At 68.4% G+C, this 16,610-nt stretch carries 12 protein-coding genes; 9 read left to right on the plus strand and 3 right to left on the minus strand.

Translation table 11 applies throughout. The features are described from left to right. Window positions 1–86: 86 nt before the first annotated feature. The 6 genes from BJ988_RS28490 (at window position 87) to BJ988_RS28515 (ending at window position 6,816) form a co-directional block, all read left to right on the plus strand. On the plus strand, window positions 87–1,439 hold the full coding sequence (locus BJ988_RS28490; protein WP_179661162.1) for an extracellular solute-binding protein: 1,353 nt from the start codon (window positions 87–89) through the stop codon (window positions 1,437–1,439). After that, window positions 1,436–2,377, plus strand: coding sequence for a carbohydrate ABC transporter permease (locus BJ988_RS28495; RefSeq protein ID WP_179661163.1), 942 nt, complete (start codon window positions 1,436–1,438; stop codon window positions 2,375–2,377). Before BJ988_RS28490 ends, BJ988_RS28495 begins: the two co-directional genes overlap by 4 nt. Then, window positions 2,374–3,213, plus strand: a complete 840-nt coding sequence (locus BJ988_RS28500; protein ID WP_179661164.1) for a carbohydrate ABC transporter permease — start codon at window positions 2,374–2,376, stop codon at window positions 3,211–3,213. Before BJ988_RS28495 ends, BJ988_RS28500 begins: the two co-directional genes overlap by 4 nt. Before the next feature lie 28 nt (window positions 3,214–3,241). After that, window positions 3,242–4,777: an arabinosylfuranosidase ArfA gene (arfA, locus tag BJ988_RS28505; protein WP_179661165.1), complete on the plus strand. Its 1,536-nt coding sequence runs from the start codon at window positions 3,242–3,244 to the stop codon at window positions 4,775–4,777. A gap of 165 nt (window positions 4,778–4,942) precedes the next feature. Next, window positions 4,943–6,172, plus strand: a complete 1,230-nt coding sequence (locus tag BJ988_RS28510; RefSeq protein WP_343051848.1) for an ATP-binding protein — start codon at window positions 4,943–4,945, stop codon at window positions 6,170–6,172. Between the two features lie 32 nt (window positions 6,173–6,204). Continuing rightward, entirely contained in the window at window positions 6,205–6,816 is a 612-nt protein-coding gene (locus BJ988_RS28515; protein ID WP_179661167.1) for a nucleoside/nucleotide kinase family protein, read from the plus strand. A 4-nt stretch (window positions 6,817–6,820) separates the two neighbouring features. On the opposite strand, the gene BJ988_RS28520 is transcribed toward BJ988_RS28515, so the two are convergent. Together BJ988_RS28520 and BJ988_RS28525 are read right to left on the minus strand one after the other, a co-directional pair. Then, window positions 6,821–7,606: a Fic family protein gene (locus BJ988_RS28520; RefSeq protein ID WP_218861170.1), complete on the minus strand. Its 786-nt coding sequence runs from the start codon at window positions 7,604–7,606 to the stop codon at window positions 6,821–6,823. After that, on the minus strand, window positions 7,600–8,349 hold the full coding sequence (locus tag BJ988_RS28525) for a helix-turn-helix domain-containing protein (RefSeq protein ID WP_179661168.1): 750 nt from the start codon (window positions 8,347–8,349) through the stop codon (window positions 7,600–7,602). The genes BJ988_RS28520 and BJ988_RS28525 overlap by 7 nt, the downstream gene beginning before the upstream one ends. 75 nt (window positions 8,350–8,424) lie before the next feature. On the opposite strand from BJ988_RS28525, the gene BJ988_RS28530 reads away from it, so the two are divergent. Beyond that, on the plus strand, window positions 8,425–8,994 hold the full coding sequence (locus BJ988_RS28530; protein WP_246321599.1) for a TOPRIM nucleotidyl transferase/hydrolase domain-containing protein: 570 nt from the start codon (window positions 8,425–8,427) through the stop codon (window positions 8,992–8,994). A gap of 1 nt (window position 8,995) precedes the next feature. Here BJ988_RS28530 and BJ988_RS28535 read toward each other — a convergent pair whose 3' ends face one another. Then, the gene (locus BJ988_RS28535; protein WP_179661169.1) at window positions 8,996–10,816 is read right to left on the minus strand and encodes a hypothetical protein; all 1,821 of its coding nucleotides are present in this window, start codon (window positions 10,814–10,816) and stop codon (window positions 8,996–8,998) included. A 324-nt stretch (window positions 10,817–11,140) separates the two neighbouring features. Between BJ988_RS28535 and BJ988_RS28540 the strand changes: the two genes are divergently transcribed. Together BJ988_RS28540 and BJ988_RS28545 are read left to right on the plus strand one after the other, a co-directional pair. Beyond that, complete coding sequence (locus BJ988_RS28540; protein WP_246321600.1) at window positions 11,141–15,190, plus strand: carboxypeptidase regulatory-like domain-containing protein; 4,050 nt, start codon at window positions 11,141–11,143, stop codon at window positions 15,188–15,190. Between the two features lie 139 nt (window positions 15,191–15,329). Further along, complete coding sequence (locus tag BJ988_RS28545) at window positions 15,330–16,505, plus strand: hypothetical protein (protein WP_179661170.1); 1,176 nt, start codon at window positions 15,330–15,332, stop codon at window positions 16,503–16,505. Window positions 16,506–16,610: the final 105 nt, after the last annotated feature.

Below are 16,610 nucleotides of genomic sequence, written 5' to 3' on the forward strand. Positions count from 1 at the left end.
CGACCGACGGAGCCGAACATGACTACCGACGACTCTGTTGGTCTCGACCGACGACGTCGACCCGAGATCTGAGACAAGGAGACGCGATGGCAGGTCGATCCCCCACGATGCTTTCCAGACGCGGGCTGCTCACCGGAGCAGCCGCGATCGGTGGCACAGCGGCGCTGTCGGGCGGGCTCTCGGCCTGCGGCACGGCCGCAGTCGCCAACCCCGACACGCTCCAGTTCTGGACCCTGCTCAGCGGCGGCGACGGCGGCACCATGGCCGACATGCTCGCCAAGGTGACCGGTTCCGGCGCTGCGTACGACGTCAAGACGACCACCCTGGTCTGGGGTGAGCCCTACTACACGAAGCTCGCGATGGCGGCGACCGGCGGGCGTCCGCCCGACGTGGCGATCATGCACGCGTCTCGAGTCCCTGGGTACGCACCGGGCGGACTGCTCGACACCTGGGACATCGACCGTCTCGCCGAGCTCGGGGTCAGCGAGGACACCTTCCCCGAGGAGATCTGGAAGAAGGGCATGATGGGCGAGGAGCTGTTCGCGGTCGCTCTCGACGCCCACCCCACGGTGATGATGTTCAACACCGACATCTGCGACAAGGCCGGCGTCCTGGAGAGCGACGGCAAGCTGCGCGCCACGACCTTGCCCGAGGAGTTCGTCGACCTGCTCGGGCAGCTGGGCGGCCAGACGAAGGGCGGTCACCCGTTGTCGTACGGCTATCTGGGTGACGGTGCGCAGATGTTCCGCCTCTTCTACACCTTCTACACGCAGCACGGCGCGGCGATGACGTTCCCCGAGGGTGGCGAGGCCGAGATCGACGACGCCATCGCCATCGAGTCGCTGGAGCTGATGCAGCGGCTGCTCGACGGCAAGCTCGCCGCCCAGCGCAGCGACTACGCCAGCGCGATCGCCGAGTTCGCGACCGGGCGGAGCGCGATGCTGCTCACCGGCGTGTGGGAGCTGCGCACGATGGTCGAGACCGGCATGAGCTTCGACATGTCCGCGATCCCGACGCTCTACGGCACCCCGTCGACCTTCGCCGACTCGCACGCCTTCGTCCTTCCTCACCAGAACGAGCCTGATGAGCGTCGGCGCGACCTGACCTACCAGTTCGTGGCCGACCTGCTCAAGGGCTCCTACGACTGGGCCACCGCCGGCCACATCCCCGCCTATCTCCCGGTGACCGAGAGCCCCGACTACGCGAAGCTGACGCCGCAGTCGCACTACGCAGAGGTCGCCCAGCAGGTCAGCTACGAGCCCGAGGCCTGGTTCACCGGGTCGGGCTCCAACTTCCAGTCGGAGTTCGGGGCCGCGGTCCAGCCGGCGCTGATGACCGGGAAGGACGCGGCCGGCGCCGTCGACGCCTTCCGGGCCAGGGTGAACCGGCTGCTGAAGACGACGAACCCGGTCGATCCCGATGGGACGTGGAAGCCATGACCGCCACCGTTGACACGCCGATCACCAGAGCGACCACCCGGACGAAGCCGGCGACGGCGCCCGCGGGGCGCAACCGCGAGCAGCTGGTGAGCTGGGCGTTCCTGGCGCCGTTCCTGATCGCGTTCGTCCTCTTCCTGGTGTGGCCGCTCGCGCACGGCCTCTACCTCAGCTTCACGAACCAGTCGCTCACGGGCGCAGGGGGCTCGTGGGTCGGGTTCGACAACTACCGCGAGGCGCTCACCGACTCGACGATGTGGCGGGCGCTGGGTACGACCGTGCTGTTCACCGTCGTCTCGACCATCCCGCTGGTGCTCATCGCGCTGGTGATGGCGCTCCTCGTCCATCGGGGCCTGCCGGGGCAGTGGCTGTGGCGGCTGGCGTTCTTCATGCCGTTCCTGCTCGCCTCCACGGTGATCTCGCAGATCTGGGTGTGGATCTTCAACCCCGACATCGGCGCGGCCAACGCGGTGCTCGGCAAGATCGGCATCGGGCCGATCGCGTGGCTCCAGGACCCGGACGTGAACCTCTACGCGATCGTCATCGCCACCGTGTGGTGGACGGTCGGGTTCAACTTCCTGCTCTACCTGGCCGCGCTGCAGAACATCCCCGACCAGCACTACGAGGCCGCCGCGCTCGACGGCGCTGGACCGTGGCGTCAGCTCTGGTCGATCACGCTGCCTCAGCTCGTGCCGGCGACAGTGCTCATCGTGATGCTGCAGATCCTGGCGTCGCTGAAGCTGTTCGACCAGGCGTACCAGATGCTCATCGGTCTCTCGACGGACACGACCCGGCCGATCGTGCAGTACATCTTCGAGTCCGGCTTCGTCGGGTACCGGTTCGGCTACTCGGCGGCCATCTCGTACGTCTTCTTCGCACTGATCATCATCGTCGGCGTCTTCCAGATGACCGCCATGAACCGTAGAAGGAGCCTGTCATGAGACCGGGCGAGAAGCGCTTCGGGATCGGACGCGTCGTCGCGTTCGCGGTCCTCGCACTGATGGCGATCGGCTGGTTGATGCCGTTCCTGTGGGCGATCGCCACCGCGTTCAAGACCGAGGCCGACGCGGCCTCCGACAGGACCTGGATCGGCAGCGAAGGACCGACAACTGACGCGTTCGGCGCCATGCTGTCGAACGGCAACGTCTGGATCTGGGCGTTCAACAGCCTGTGGACCTCGTTGGTGATCACCCTGCTGACCGTGGCGATCTCGGCATTGGCCGCGTACGCCTTCTCGCGGATGCGCTTCACCGGCCGGCGCTGGCTGTTCGCCGTCATCGTGGCCGCGATCATCATCCCGCCGCAGGTCCTGATCATCCCGTTGTTCTACGAGATGCTCGCCTTCAACATGGTCGACACCCCGTGGGGGCTGATGCTTCCCCAGATCGTCGCGCCGGCGATGGTGTTCATCCTCAAGCAGTTCTTCGACGGCGTGCCGCTCGAGCTCGAGGACGCCGCCCGCGTCGACGGCGCCGGCCGGCTGCGAGTGTTCTGGTCGATCGTGCTGCCGCTCTCGCGCCCGGTCATGGCGGCGGTCGCGATCTTCGTGTTCATCGGCGCCTGGAACAACTTCCTGTGGCCGTTCCTCGTCATCAACGACACCAACCTGATGACCCTGCCGACCGGGCTGCAGACCGTCATCGACGCCCACGGGATCCAGTACGCCCAGACGATGGCCCAGGCGGTGCTCGCCGCGACACCGCTGATCGTCGTCTTCCTCTTCTTCCAGCGCCAGATCGTCAAGGGCATCGCCACCACCGGCTTTGGTGGCCGGTAGCCGCACGAGTCACACAACAAGGAGCTCCATGACCCGCGCACGTATCACCATCGACCGCGACTTCACCATCGCCGACGTCCCCCGACGACTCTTCGGGTCGTTCGTCGAGCACATGGGCAGATGCGTCTACACCGGCATCTACGAACCTGGCCACCCGATGGCCGACGAGCGAGGCTACCGGCGCGATGTGCTCGAGCTCGTCCGAGAGATGGGCCCGACGGTCGTCCGCTACCCCGGCGGCAACTTCGTCTCCGGCTATCGCTGGGAGGACGGCATCGGCCCGGTGGGGGACCGGCCCCGCCGCATCGACGGCGCCTGGCACACGATCGAGACCAACGCGTTCGGGCTCCACGAGTTCATGGGCTGGGCCCGTGAGGCCGACGTCGAGGTGATGGAGGCGATCAACCTCGGTACGCGGGGGGTCGAGGAGGCGCGGGCGCTGGTCGAGTACGCGAACCACCCCGGCGGGACGTACTGGTCGGATCTTCGACGGAAGAACGGAGCCGAGGACCCCTTCGACATCAAGCTGTGGTGCTTGGGCAACGAGCTCGACGGGCCCTGGCAGATCGGCCACAAGACGGCCCACGAGTACGGCCGGCTCGCCCAGGAGACGGCCAAGGCGATGAAGCTCGTCGACGACTCGATCGAGCTGGTCGCGGTGGGCTCCTCGAACCGCTACATGGAGACCTTCGGGTCCTGGGAGCACACCGTCCTGACCCACACGTACGACGAGATCGACTACATCTCGATGCACGAGTACTACCAGGAGCGCTCCGAGGACGCCGCCTCGTTCCTCGCCGAGGCCGTCGGGATGGACGCGTTCATCGACGGTGTCGTGGCGACGATCGACGCGGTGAAGGCCGCCGGCAAGCACACCAAGCAGGTCGACATCTCCTTCGACGAGTGGAACGTCTGGTACGCCGAGGGCCTCGACTCCGAGGACCAGATGCACCATGTGAAGAAGGAGTGGCGCGAGCACCCGCGGCTGATCGAGGACGAGTACTCGGTCACCGACGCCGTCGTCGTCGGCTCGCTGCTCAACAGCCTGCTGCGCCACGGCGACCGCGTCCGGATCGCGAACCAGGCGCAGCTGGTCAACGTGATCGCGCCGATCCGCTCGGAGGAGCGCGGACCCGCCTGGCGGCAGACCATCTTCTGGCCGTTCGCCCGGATGGCTTCGTTGGCTCGCGGACAGATCCTCCGGCTGGCCGTCTCGGCCGACCAGATCGCCACCGAGAAGTTCGGCGACGTCGACGTGATCGACGCTGCCGCGACCTGGTCGGAGGCGGACGGCCGGGTGGCGCTCTTCGTCGCCAACCGGGGTCTCGACGAGGCTTCCGAGGTGACCGTCGACCTGCGCGGTCTCGGGGTGACAGCCGTGCGGAGCGCCGAGGTGCTCACCATCCCTGAGGGCGGCGACCGGCACACGTCCAACGTCGAGTCGGCCCCCGAGCGGGTCGGGCTGGTGCCCCTGAACGGCGTTGGTGTCCAGGAGGACACCGTACGGCTGACCCTGCCGCCGCTGTCCTGGGCTGTGGTGGAGCTCGAGGTTGCTGGGGCGTGACTTTGCGTCCGGGAGAAAGGTGGTCCACCTGCACAGTGAAGGCGGGTCGAAGCGTCCAGTAGGAAGCGGTCGAGATGTACAGTAGAAAGGAGTCTGTCTGTACAGTTGAGTGGAGGAGTCGTTGTGGCGTACCGCCGGAGGGTGCTCGACGAACTGCTTGACGAGGTGTTTCCGCATCTTCCCGCAGTCGCCTTGGAGGGGGCCAAAGGGGTGGGGAAGACGGCGACAGCGACTCAGCGCGCCACCACGGTCATCTCCGTGGCGATACGCGGGCAACGAGAGCTGCTTGTCGCCGACATGGACAGAGTGTCGTCAGCTCCGCCGCCGGTGCTCATCGACGAGTGGCAGCTCGAGCCGGAGGTCTGGGACCGCGTCAAGATGGCGGTGGATGACGATCGGCAAGGTGGGCGCTTCATCCTCGCCGGTTCCGCCGGGGTGCCTGCGGATGCGCGAATCCACTCGGGTGCCGGGCGGATCGTGAGCTTCCACATGCGGCCTTTGGCGTTGAGCGAGCGTGGCCTGGTCGAGCCGACGGTGTCGCTCGCCCGCGTCCTTCAAGGTAAAGCCGGCAAGATCTCGGGCTCCTCCCCGGTCACTCTGGCCGACTACGTCGACGAGATCCTTCGCTCCGGATTTCCGGGCCTACGGCAGACACCGCAACGCGCGCTGAACCTGGAGCTGGACAGCTACCTCCAAAGGATTGTCGACCGTGAGTTGCCCGACAACGGCGTGACGATTCGACGGCCGAACACGATGATGGCGTGGCTTCGGTCCTACGCGGCCGCTACGTCAACCGACGCGACCTATTCAGTGATCTTGGACGCCGCGACTGCAGGTGAGAGTGACAAGCCCTCCCGTGTGACCGTCGGTGCCTACCGCGACCATCTCCAGCGGATCTTCGTGCTCGACCCATTGCCTGCCTGGATACCCGCTTTCAACCCCATCAAGAAGCTCACCAGCACACCAAAACATCATCTGGTCGATCCTGCGCTGTCCGCCCGTCTGGTGGGTGTCGGTCGGGAGGGACTTCTGGACGGCGAGGGCGACCGGGTCGCCCGACACACCGGGACGTGGCTGGGCGCGCTCTTCGAGTCCTTGGCCGCACAGAGCGTGCGTGTCTACGCGCAGGCTGCTGGCGCGACGGTCGGCCATCTGCGACTCAAGAACAACGAGCGAGAGATCGACCTGGTCGTCGAAGGTGAGGATCGGAGGGTGGTCGGGCTGGAGGTGAAGCTCGCGCCTACGGTCTCCGATCGAGACGTACGCCACCTGCTCTGGCTTCGGCAGAAGCTCGGCGAGCGAGTCGCCGACCTCGTCGTGCTGACCACCGGAGACGAGGCGTATCGGCGGCGCGACGGTGTCGCCGTCGTTCCGCTGGCATTGCTAGGAGCCTGACCTCACGTGACGGCCAGAACCGGCGGAATGTCGTGAACCTGTCCGACGACGTCATCGCTGCCCTGGCTTTACGGACCCGGGAGAAGGCGGGCGCCAGGTTCGTACTTGGGATCGTCGGCCCTCCGGGGGCGGGGAAGTCGACGTTGGCGGAGCGGCTGCGGGACGTACTCAACGAGTCCGGGGACGTCGCGGTGGTGGCGCCGATGGACGGGTTTCATCGAAGCAACGCGGAGCTGGACGCAATGGGGGCGCGAGCGCGCAAAGGAGAGCCGGACACCTTCGACGCGGAGGCATACGTGGCCGCGCTGCGGCGGGTGCGTGTGGGGCGAGTCGAGTGGCCCACGTTCAGCCGGGTCACGGACGAACCTGTGCCCGGTGGGGTCGTGATCGAGGACGAGCCGATCGTGATCACCGAGGGCAACTATCTGCTCTTGGAGGAAGGGCCGTGGAAGGACGTACGTGGTCTGCTGGACGAGGTGTGGTTCGTCGATGTCCCGGACGACGTCCTCGTGCCCAGGTTGCTCGAGCGGTTCCTCGCCGGCGGGAGGTCGCGCGAGGAGGCGGAGGCGAAGATCGCGAGCAGCGACCTTCGCAACGCCGCGCTGGTCCGGGCGACGCGGGACCGGGCGGATCTCGTGCTGTGAGCCGTCAGCCCTCGGATATGGCGCAGTCGACGAGGAGGGCCATCAGCTCGGTGGCGTCGTCTGTGGTGAAGAGGGTGTCGAGGGCGTGGTCGAGCTCGAGGCGCCGGGCGTAGGGGACGGTGACGGCGTCGAAGCCGTTCGAGATCAGGATGCCGTTCATCATCAGCAGGGCGGTGCGCTTGTTGCCGCCGGGGTAGAACCGGGTTCGGGCGGCGGAACAGACGTAGATCAGTGCCTGGAGCCACGGGTCGTCGATCTCGGCAAGGTGTTGCCGCAGCATCGCGTATCGGGCTCGGAGGAGCTCGCTGCCGTCACGGCGCAGAGTGCCCTCGCCGCGGAACCTTCCGGCGTCGGGCGTCTCGTGGCGGGCGACGAGGCGGTTGAGCCGGTCGGACGTCGATTTGTCGACTCCGAAGGTGCCGTAGCCGACCAGGTCGCGGAGCGCACCGTACGCCTCGCGGAGCGCCAGCACCTGCAGCTCCTCCGCGGTCCGGTGGCCACCGACGGAGACTCCGTCGAGGAGGGAGCGCACCTCAGGCAGGGTGAAGCTGTTGCCCTCGAGCTTCGCGGCGTTCCAGATCAGCTCGGGCAGGCTCGCACGGAACCGACGCCAGGCCTGGTCGGTGTCGCTCTGGCGGATCCGGGCGGTGTCGACCTCGGTCCACCAGATGCCGGTGTCACGCAGCTGGACCTCGCGGTCAGGGAGCTCCCGGTAGGTGTCGTTCGTGGCCGACTTACGGGCGGCGTACGTCTCGGGGTCCGGGGCCCAACGGGGCTGCTTCGTCACCATGTCCGGATCTCCTCGCGGGCGCGGTCCGCGGCGTCGCCGCCGACCGAGATGGCGTCGATGGCGATCTGGATCGGAGCTGCGTAGGTGACGCGGTCACGTTCGAACGCACCGAGGAACAGGTCGGGTTCGGCGGCGGCGATGACCACGGTGGTGCGGTGCGGTGCCGACGCCGGACGGAGGGATCCGCCGGAGAGAAGGGGACGGACCGCGCTCGGGTCTTCGCACCACAAGACCGAGATCCGGGGGACGGCCTCGTCGAAGGAGGGGAGCTCCAAGCCGGCCGCACCGGAGAGCGCCCATCGCTGGCCGGAGGTGTCGGCGGCAGAGGCGAGCCGGCCGATGGTCGCCTCCCCGCTGAGTCGGACGGCACCCGGACGGTGGAGAACGCCGGAGGCACCCCCAGCCTCCTCGACGATCTGGACCGGATCGCCGTCGGTCCAGCCGTCGAGGCGGTCTGCCCACAGGTCGATGTCGGCAGCCACCTCGGCGGGATAGTGCTCGTCGAGGATGGCTCGCGCCGCCGCTGCGGCTGCTGGTGCGGCCAGCGGCGCGGCGCTCATCGTCAGGTCGAGGCCCGCTGCGGCGGTGATGTTCTGGAGCGTCGCGACCGACGGACTGACCTGCCCGTTGAGGATCCGATGGACGGTGGACGCGGACACACCGGCGCGCGAAGCCACCTGGCGCGAGTTGAGCCCCGAGTGCTCGATGCACTCGGCGATCAGCCGACCGATGTCCTGTTCCATATATGCAACCCTAGGACGACCTGTTCCATATTCGGAACAGGCGCGGCGGCTTACCTTTCTTCTAGGGTGTGCGCCATGAGTGAGCGCCAGCGAACGACAAGCGGCATGACGAGACCGATCACGCTGCTTGTCGAGGGAGACTCGGACAAGGCTCTGGTGGAGGCGCTGGCGCCGCGCTACGGGGTGTACCTGGAGGAGCTCGGGATCGAGCTCGTCTCGATGGGCGGCGCCGGGAACGCGGGGCGGTTCATCCGGGAGACCACGGCGGCCGGGCACCGGGTCGGCGGACTCTACGACGAGGCGGAGGAGCACTTCGTCACCAACGCCCTGGGACGGCAGATCGGGGAGGACCTCTCCGGGCAGGGCTTCTTCGCGTGCCGACGCGACCTCGAGGACGAGATGATCAGAGCGATCGGCGCGGCGCGGATCGTCGAGATCCTCGAGGCCAACGGCGAGGGCGGCAAGTTCCGTACGCTGCAGAACCAGCCCGAGCACCGTGGCGAGGAGGTCGCCGACCAGCTGCACCGCTTCTTCGGCACCGCCTCGGGACGCAAGATCCGCTACGGGACGATCCTCGGCGAGGCCGTCGAGCTCGAGTCGATCCCGGACCCGCTGGTCGGCCTGCTGACCTGGTGCTGGGGCTGAGCTAGGGCTCCATGTCGTCGTGGACGACGACCCGGGAGAGCTCGATGGTGCCGTCGGGGCACTTCCAGAAGTGCAGCCGGCGGGCGCTGGGTGTGTGGACCTGCATCGAGACCCGGTAGCAGACCGCGCCGTCGTCACGGGACTGTGGCGCGGCGTTGCCGCCGACAGAGGTGCGCAGCTGGTGCAGCTCGCGGCCCGCCGACTGCTCCGCGAGGCCGGTGAGCACCTCCATGACCACATCGGCGATCTTGTCGACGGCGATGCCTTCGAGTGTGTCGACGCTGTCGAGGAACCTCTCGCCGATCGCGTAGCCGGGCAGCGGGCGGGTGGGCTGCTCGCCCAGCGGGATCCGGCGGGCCCAGGCGGCCTCGACCAGATGACGGAAGCCGCGCTCGCGGTCGGCGAAGACGGGCGGTGTCACCTCGGGCGGGGCGCTCCGCTGCTTGGCGCGGCGCAGCTGGGAGCGCATCCGGGCCAGCTCCGCGTCCCGGGTCTCGACCTGACGCGCGGCGCGCGCCAGGTCCTTGGCGAACTGCACGCGCTCGTTGCGCAGCCCGGAGACCTGGTCGCGGAGCTCGGTCAGCTCGGCCTCGAGGCGGGCCTTCTCGGCCTTGATCGCGGTGACCTGCAGCGACATCGACTGCACCGCGGCCTTCTTCGGCGGAGTGGCCTCCTGCGCGGGTGTCGGCACCGGCTCGGGCTCAGGAGGCGGGACCGCGCGGACCGGCTCGCCCTTGCGCCGCGGCATCATCGCGGGGGTCGGGATCGCGGGCTTCGGCGGGGAGGCGCGAGAGGTCTCGACAGGCTCGTCCTCCGGGAGCGGCTCCGAGACCGTCGCCGGCGGTGCGGGCTCGGTCTCGACGTGCTCGACGGGTGCAGGCGGCGGAGCATCCGGGTCGAGCCAGGGCGGGCCGCCCGCGTACAGGGCCAGGGCCTCGCGGGCCGTGTCGTGCTCGCCGACCCCGCGGAGCGAGAGCCGCCACCTGGGCCCGGTCGCGACGACCCGGGCGAGCACGACCTCGCCCGGGGTGAGGAGGGCTTGGAGGTCGTCGTCGGGGTCTCCGGTGACGTCGGAGCGGAAGAGCTCGACGGTGACGTCGGGGTGTAGACGCAGGTCCGCGGAGCCGGCCAGGACCGAGCGGACCTCGGCGGGAACGACGTCGCCGGCGGCGTACGTTTTCAAGGCCTCTTCGGCGGTGGGACGGATCCCCCGGATGTCGAGCCAGCGCGACTTCTTCTCCAGGACGCCGTCGACGTGCATCCCAGGCGCGAGAACGCGCTCGATCGGCACCCCGGCCTGGGCGAGCTGGGGTGGGATCGAGGCGAGATCGCCGGAGCCGAGGTCGACCAGCGCGCGCTCGCTCATGATCGAGAGGATCGTGCCTGCGCGGCGCTCGCGGGTCGAGGCGGTGCGGGCACTGTCGAAGAGACCGGCCGCCGCCGCCATGTCGAGAGCGTCGTCGATGAGCTGCCCGGTGAGCTTGCGGCCCTCGGACTTGTTCCACGCGAACCGCAGCGGCGCCTGCTTCAGGTCGATGTTCCAGCCGAGGCCGACCGGGTAGACCCGCCCGGCGCCGCCGTAGACCTGGGTGCCCGGCGTCATCTTGTTCGAGAAGGCCCAGGTGTGGCCGCCGGTCGTCACCAGGTAGAGGTCGGCCAGGTCGCCGATCTCGGCGGCGATCCTCTCCATGTCGGCGTACGGGTCGGTGTGTCCGGACGCGACCGTCACCACCACAGTCGGCTTCGTGCGGGCGTCGCCGTTGAGCAACGCCGCGAGGGCCTCGGCCTCGGACGTGTTCGTCACACGTTTGATCGCAGACATGCCCCTCCTTTCACCAAACCTACAGCGAATGGAAAGGGGATCTCAGGCAACAACTCGGCCTTTGGCAGAGCATTCCGACGCCGATACCCGAGCGGGTGTCAATGACGAGGCCGTGTCATATTTGCCTCGTCGAACAGATCATGCGGCTTGGCGGCTTTACGACATTGACAGATACTTGCCGCCCTGGGGCGCTCCGAAAGCCTGCGGCCGAGACAAATCCGGAGAACGCTGTCCGGTGGCAATAATCGATCCGTCCGCATTCCCGGGTAAAAGCGCACGATCAGTTTTCACGGGCTTGCCGACGGTATCCGCAAGGAGACCACCTTGAGATACTCACGCCTCGGCCGATCGGCCGTAGTAGCAGCCACAGGCATACTCGCCGTCACGGCTGCGATGTTTGCCACTCCCGCATTCGCCGGCACCCCTACAGCCGACGACAAGGCCCCCGCGGCCAAGCTCACGTCCACCCTCGAGTCCACGTTCGAGAAGTCGGGCTCGACCGACTTCTGGCTCCGATTCTCCGACAAGGCCAACCTCGGCCCCGCCTCCTCCATCAAGGACTGGACCGAGCGAGGCCAGTACGTCGTCGACGCGCTGGAGAAGACGGCGAAGGCATCTCAGGCCGGCGCCGTCGCCGAGCTCGAAGCCGCCAAGGTCAACTACAAGACGTACGCGATCTCGAACGCGATCCTGGTGAAGGACGCCTCCGAGAACCTGGCGCTGAAGCTGGCCGCCGACCCGGAGATCAAGACCGTGCACGAGCGGGCCAAGGTCTCGCTCGTCGAGCCGGTCAAGAAGGAGGCGTCGACCAAGGCGCCGCAGGGCATCGAGTGGGGCATCGACTTCGTCAACGCCCCCGAGGCGTGGGAGCAGGGTGCCACCGGCGCCGGCATCGTGGTCTCCAGTGTCGACTCGGGGACCGACTACACCCACCCGGCCCTGGTGGACCAGTACCGCGGCAACAACGGCGACGGTTCCTTCACGCACGACTACAACTGGTACGACGCCTACGACGACTGCTCGAACGGTCCCTGTGACCTCGACGGCCACGGCACCCACACCATGGGCACCATGGTCGGCGACGACGGCGCCGGCAACCAGATCGGTGTCGCTCCCGATGCCGAGTGGATCGAGACCAACGGCTGCTGCGGCTCCGACGCCGGACTCCTCGAGTCGGGCTGGTGGCTGCTGGAGCCGACCGACGCCGCCGGGCAGAACCCCGACGTCTCCAAGCGTCCGCACGTCATCAACAACTCCTGGGGCTGGGACGGCGTCGGTCACATCGATTCCTTCTTCGACGACGTGAACGCCGCCTGGAACGCAGCCGGCCAGTTCTCCTCGTGGGCCTCCGGCAACCCGGGCTCCATGTGCCAGGGAACGTCCTCACCGGGCGCGAACGTGCTGACCTATGCGGTCGGCGCGGTCGACTCCTCCGGCAACGTCGCCTCTTTCTCGGGCCGTGGCCCAGGTCAGAACGGCCTGGTCAAGCCCAACATCGCGGCGCCGGGCGTGAGCGTACGCTCCTCCCTCCCGGGTGGCTCGTACGGCAGCTACAACGGCACCTCGATGGCAGCCCCGCACGTCGCGGGCGCCGTCGCGGCGCTGTGGAGCTACAACCCGACCCTGGTCGGTGACGTCGAGGAGACCCGCCGTCTGCTCAACGAGGCGGCGACCGATGTCGACGACACCACCTGCGGTGGCACCGCCGAGAACAACAACGTGTACGGCGAGGGCCATCTCGACCTGGCTCGACTGATCGCCCTGGCTCCGGCCGAAGGTGGCACCATCGCCGGCACCGTCACCAGCGGCGGCGAGGCCATCGAGGGCGCGACCGTCGAGCTCGACGGCGAGGCTCTCGACCGCACCCTCACGACCGACGCCGAGGGTCACTTCTCGGCCGACGTCTACGTCGGTGACTACGAGCTGACCGCCTCGGCGTTCGGCTTCGTCACCGAGTCCAGCACCGCGAAGGTCGTCGAGGGGGCCACTGCGACGGTCGACTTCGACCTCGCCGGAGCTCCGAAGTACACCGTGAGCGGAGCGGTCACCAACGCGAGCACCGGCGCCCCGGTCGCCGGGGCCGAGATCCAGCTGTCGCCGGGCAACCTGTCTGCGACCTCGGGTGCCAACGGTGCCTACACGCTCGCGGGCGTCCCGGAGGGGACGTACACGATCTTCACCGAAGGGTCCGGCTGTGCCGCGCCGACGAGCGCAGAGGTCGTCGTCACGGGCAACAAGACCCACAACGTCAAGCTCGTCTTCTCCTACGACGACCACGGGTACTTCTGTGCGGAGGGGTCGAGCGGCGTACGTTCCGGAACCACCGCGCTCGGGCTCGAAGGTGACGATGTGTCCGGAGCGGTGGACCTGCCGTTCAGCTTCCCGCTCTACGGGGGCAGCTATGCCAAGGCGTACGTGTCGTCCAACGGTCACGTGAACTTCCTGGCGGCCAACACCTCCTACAGCAACGTGGCGATCCCGGCCGCCGGGGTGCCGAACGCGGCGCTCTACGCGTTCTGGGACGACCTCGACACCCGGGGTGCGGCCGACGTGTTCACCGGGGCGACGACCGTCGACGGTGTGGACGCATTCGTCATCGAGTGGCGCGACGTCTACCCGCGGGGCGCCACGGACCAGGTGATGGACTTCTCGGCGACCCTCTTCGAGGATGGCCGGGTCGAGCTGGGCTACGGAGATCTGCCCAACGTGGACCGAACGCTCGGCAGCTCGGCCACGATCGGCATCGAGAACGCGAACGGCTCGATCGCCACGCAGTACTCGTTCAATACCGCCTCGCTCAGCGACAGCAAGTCGATCACCTTCGACATGGCCCCGAGGGGCACGGTCGCCGGTGTCGTCAAGGACTACAACACCAAGTCCGGCATCGACGGCGCCGAGGTCACCCTGACCCCGGCTGGCGGCGGCAACGCCAAGACGGTGACGACGGGCGCCGACGGCTCCTACAGCGTCGACACCGTGACCGGAAAGTACGCGGTCAGCTTCACGGCGCCCGACTACCAGCCGATCAACCGCAACATCACCGTCACCGAGGACACCACGCTCACCTCCAACGCCCAGCTCAAGGCCGGCCGGCTCGCCGTCACCCAGACGTCACTGGATGCCAGCCTGGCGATGGGTGGGTCGGTCTCTCGCAACCTGAGGATCACCAACTCGGGCTCCGCGCCCGCCGAGGTGAACTTGGGGGCAGCGGGTGAGGAGGTCGTCATCCAGGGTGAGAAGAGCACCTCGGCCGGCGTCACCAAGAGCGTCACGAAGGAGGCCACGAAGGTCAAGACCAAGTCGGATGCCGGTTCGAAGGCGTCCGGTCTGGCCTCGTCCAAGTCGGGGAGCAAGCTCGGTTCGACGGGGCAGCCGTCGGTCACCGCGCTCGCGCCCACTCCCGCGGGTGAGACGACGCTGTCCCACTCGACCTCGCACGAGGTCGCGCAGGCCAGCTCGGTCGCGTGCCCCTCAGGGACCACGACGATCCTGCGGACGTACTCGCCGGGTGACTTCGGGGTCTCCGGGAGCTTCACGCCCACCAGCGTGAGCTTCGCGGTCCAGGAGTCGGCCAACGGGAACACGCCGGTGACGGCGACGCTCTACACGTTGCCGGAGGGTGCGGCGTTCACCTTCGCCAACCTGACCCCGATCGGGTCGGGCACGACGACGGTGACGGACGAGTTCGGGTCGCTCTACACGGTGTCGATCGCGACATCGACGGAGATCGCTCCGGACGACATCCTGGTCGTCGGGGTCGCGGGTGGCGCGGTCTACTTCGGGGGCAACCCTGCGGCCGAGACCTCGCCGACCTATCTGGCCTCCGACGCGTGCGGTACGCCGGAGCCGACCGATGCCGCGGGTCTCGGGTTCCCGGACTCCAACATCATCCTGGACGTGACCGGTGAAGCCGGTGGCGCCGGGGGCGGTCCGGCCTGGCTCGACATCCAGCCGCCCACGTTCACCCTGGCGCCGGGTCAGTCGGTCGTCGCGGTGGCCTCGTTCACCGCTGCGGTCGACCAACCGGGCACCTACACCGCTGATGTCGTCATCGGGAACAACACGCCCTACACCGTGGCGCCGGTCCCGGCGACCATGACCGTGAAGGCGCCCGCAGGCTGGGGCAAGATCACGGGCACGGTGTCGGGGTCGGGTGAACCGATCGAGGATGCGGTCGTGGCGCTCGACGGCGTGTCGTACGACGTGACGCTGAGGACGGATTCGGACGGTAGGTACGCCTACTGGATGCAGAAGTCCAACGCGCCGCTCCAGGTGGTCGTCGCGGCCGACGGGTTCGTGCCCGCCACCAAGAAGGCGCAGATCGTGGCCGGTCAGACGACTGTCTACGACTTCGACCTGAAGCCGCTCGACTAGCTCGACAGCGAGGCCCCGGGCGCCGGCCGGTGTCCGGGGCCTTCGCGTGTATGTTCGGAACGGTGCTGGCTGGGCTCGAATGTCGGTGCTGCGGTGTACGATCGCCGCGCTTGCGAGAACAACCCCCTAACCAGCCCCTATGCCACATTCCTCCCTGCCGGCCGTCGCCGAGATCCTGCGCCTGCGGGCTCCGTTGAGCCTGCAGGTCCTGCGCGCCGCTTTGAAGGGCAAACGGGTGCTGCTGACCGAGGAGGAGCTGCTCTCCATCCTGGGCTCGGGCGGCTTCGTCGAGGGGCCTCCGGGGCAGTGGAGCCTGGCTCCGGCCGCGTCCTCGGCCGCCGCCTCGACCCCGGCTCCTGCGCCGGCTCGGTTCAACCTGGCCTCGTTGGCCTCACGTGCGGGGGTGGGGAGCGACGTACTCCTGAAGGTGCTCGAGGCGTTGGTGACCGAGCACCCGGAGGTCAACTGGGGCGCGCTGCGGGACCGGTTGGAGTCGGGTGCCGATGTCGCGGTCTCCGAGCGCACGCTCGGGCTGCTGGAGGAGGGCGTACGCCGCTTCGAGGTCGCCCGACTGCACGCCGAGAAGCAGCGGGCCGAGGAGCGAGCCCGAGAGGCCGAGCGGCGCCGTGAGCTCCAGCAGATGGCCGAGAGCGAGGTCGCGATGCTGCGTGCCGAGCTCGACGACGAGCGGCGGCGGGCGCACGACGCGGCCCTCGAGCGCGACCGGCTGCGGCAGGAGGCCGAGAAGCTGGTGGCGTTGAAGGAGCAGGAGACCGCCGCATGGGTGGCCACGGCCGCCGGTGGCTGGCTGCTCGACCTGGGCGCGCCCGAGACCTTCGGTGAGGAGAAGCTCCGTCAGGCGCTCGGCCAGCTCGAGTCGGCGCTGGTGGTGCTCAACGTCCCGGTCGCCGGCCGCGAGATCGAGGCCGTCGTGGTGCATCCCGGCGGGATCGCCGTGGTGGAGCAGTACGACATCCCCTCGACCGCCGGCGTGGTCTCGGTGCCGGCGGCGGGAGCCGCGGAGATCGACGGCCGTGCCCTGGAGGTCAGCGACCCGCGCGGTGAGGTGCTCGGCGCCGTACGTGTCCTGCAGAAGGCCGTGTCGCTCGACCTCGTCTACCTGCCAGTCGTCGCCTTCCAGGGGCCTGCCGACGCCGAGGGCGAGGATGTGCTCGTGTGCCTCACTGCCGAGGTCGACCTCGCCGTCGACGACCTGCTCCACTCCCAGACGTCGCGGGTCTCGGCCGACGACGCGATCGCGCTGCTGGCGAAGCTAGGCGTCCCCGACCTGCCAGAACCCCCCTCAGGCTTCTGACTTCCTGCTGAGGCGTCAGGTAGGTCGGCCGAGACGTCACTGCGGTCGTTCGAGGCGTCAGCTAGGTCGTTCGAGACGGCACGGAGATGCCCTCTCAGCCGACGG

The organism is Nocardioides panzhihuensis, from assembly GCF_013408335.1.
Lineage (GTDB): Bacteria > Actinomycetota > Actinomycetes > Propionibacteriales > Nocardioidaceae > Nocardioides > Nocardioides panzhihuensis.

Excerpts from the sequence above, each read along its gene's own strand:
- BJ988_RS28500 (WP_179661164.1), top strand. The coding sequence starts at position 2,374 with ATGAGACCGGGCGAGAAGCGCTTCGGGATCGGACGCGTCGTCGCGTTC.
- BJ988_RS28520 (WP_218861170.1), bottom strand. The coding sequence starts at position 7,606 with ATGGTGACGAAGCAGCCCCGTTGGGCCCCGGACCCCGAGACGTACGCC.
- BJ988_RS28530 (WP_246321599.1), top strand. The coding sequence starts at position 8,425 with ATGAGTGAGCGCCAGCGAACGACAAGCGGCATGACGAGACCGATCACG.
- BJ988_RS28545 (WP_179661170.1), top strand. The coding sequence starts at position 15,330 with ATGCCACATTCCTCCCTGCCGGCCGTCGCCGAGATCCTGCGCCTGCGG.
- arfA (WP_179661165.1), top strand. The coding sequence starts at position 3,242 with ATGACCCGCGCACGTATCACCATCGACCGCGACTTCACCATCGCCGAC.
- BJ988_RS28535 (WP_179661169.1), bottom strand. The coding sequence starts at position 10,816 with ATGTCTGCGATCAAACGTGTGACGAACACGTCCGAGGCCGAGGCCCTC.
- BJ988_RS28490 (WP_179661162.1), top strand. The coding sequence starts at position 87 with ATGGCAGGTCGATCCCCCACGATGCTTTCCAGACGCGGGCTGCTCACC.
- BJ988_RS28525 (WP_179661168.1), bottom strand. The coding sequence starts at position 8,349 with ATGGAACAGGACATCGGTCGGCTGATCGCCGAGTGCATCGAGCACTCG.
- BJ988_RS28495 (WP_179661163.1), top strand. The coding sequence starts at position 1,436 with ATGACCGCCACCGTTGACACGCCGATCACCAGAGCGACCACCCGGACG.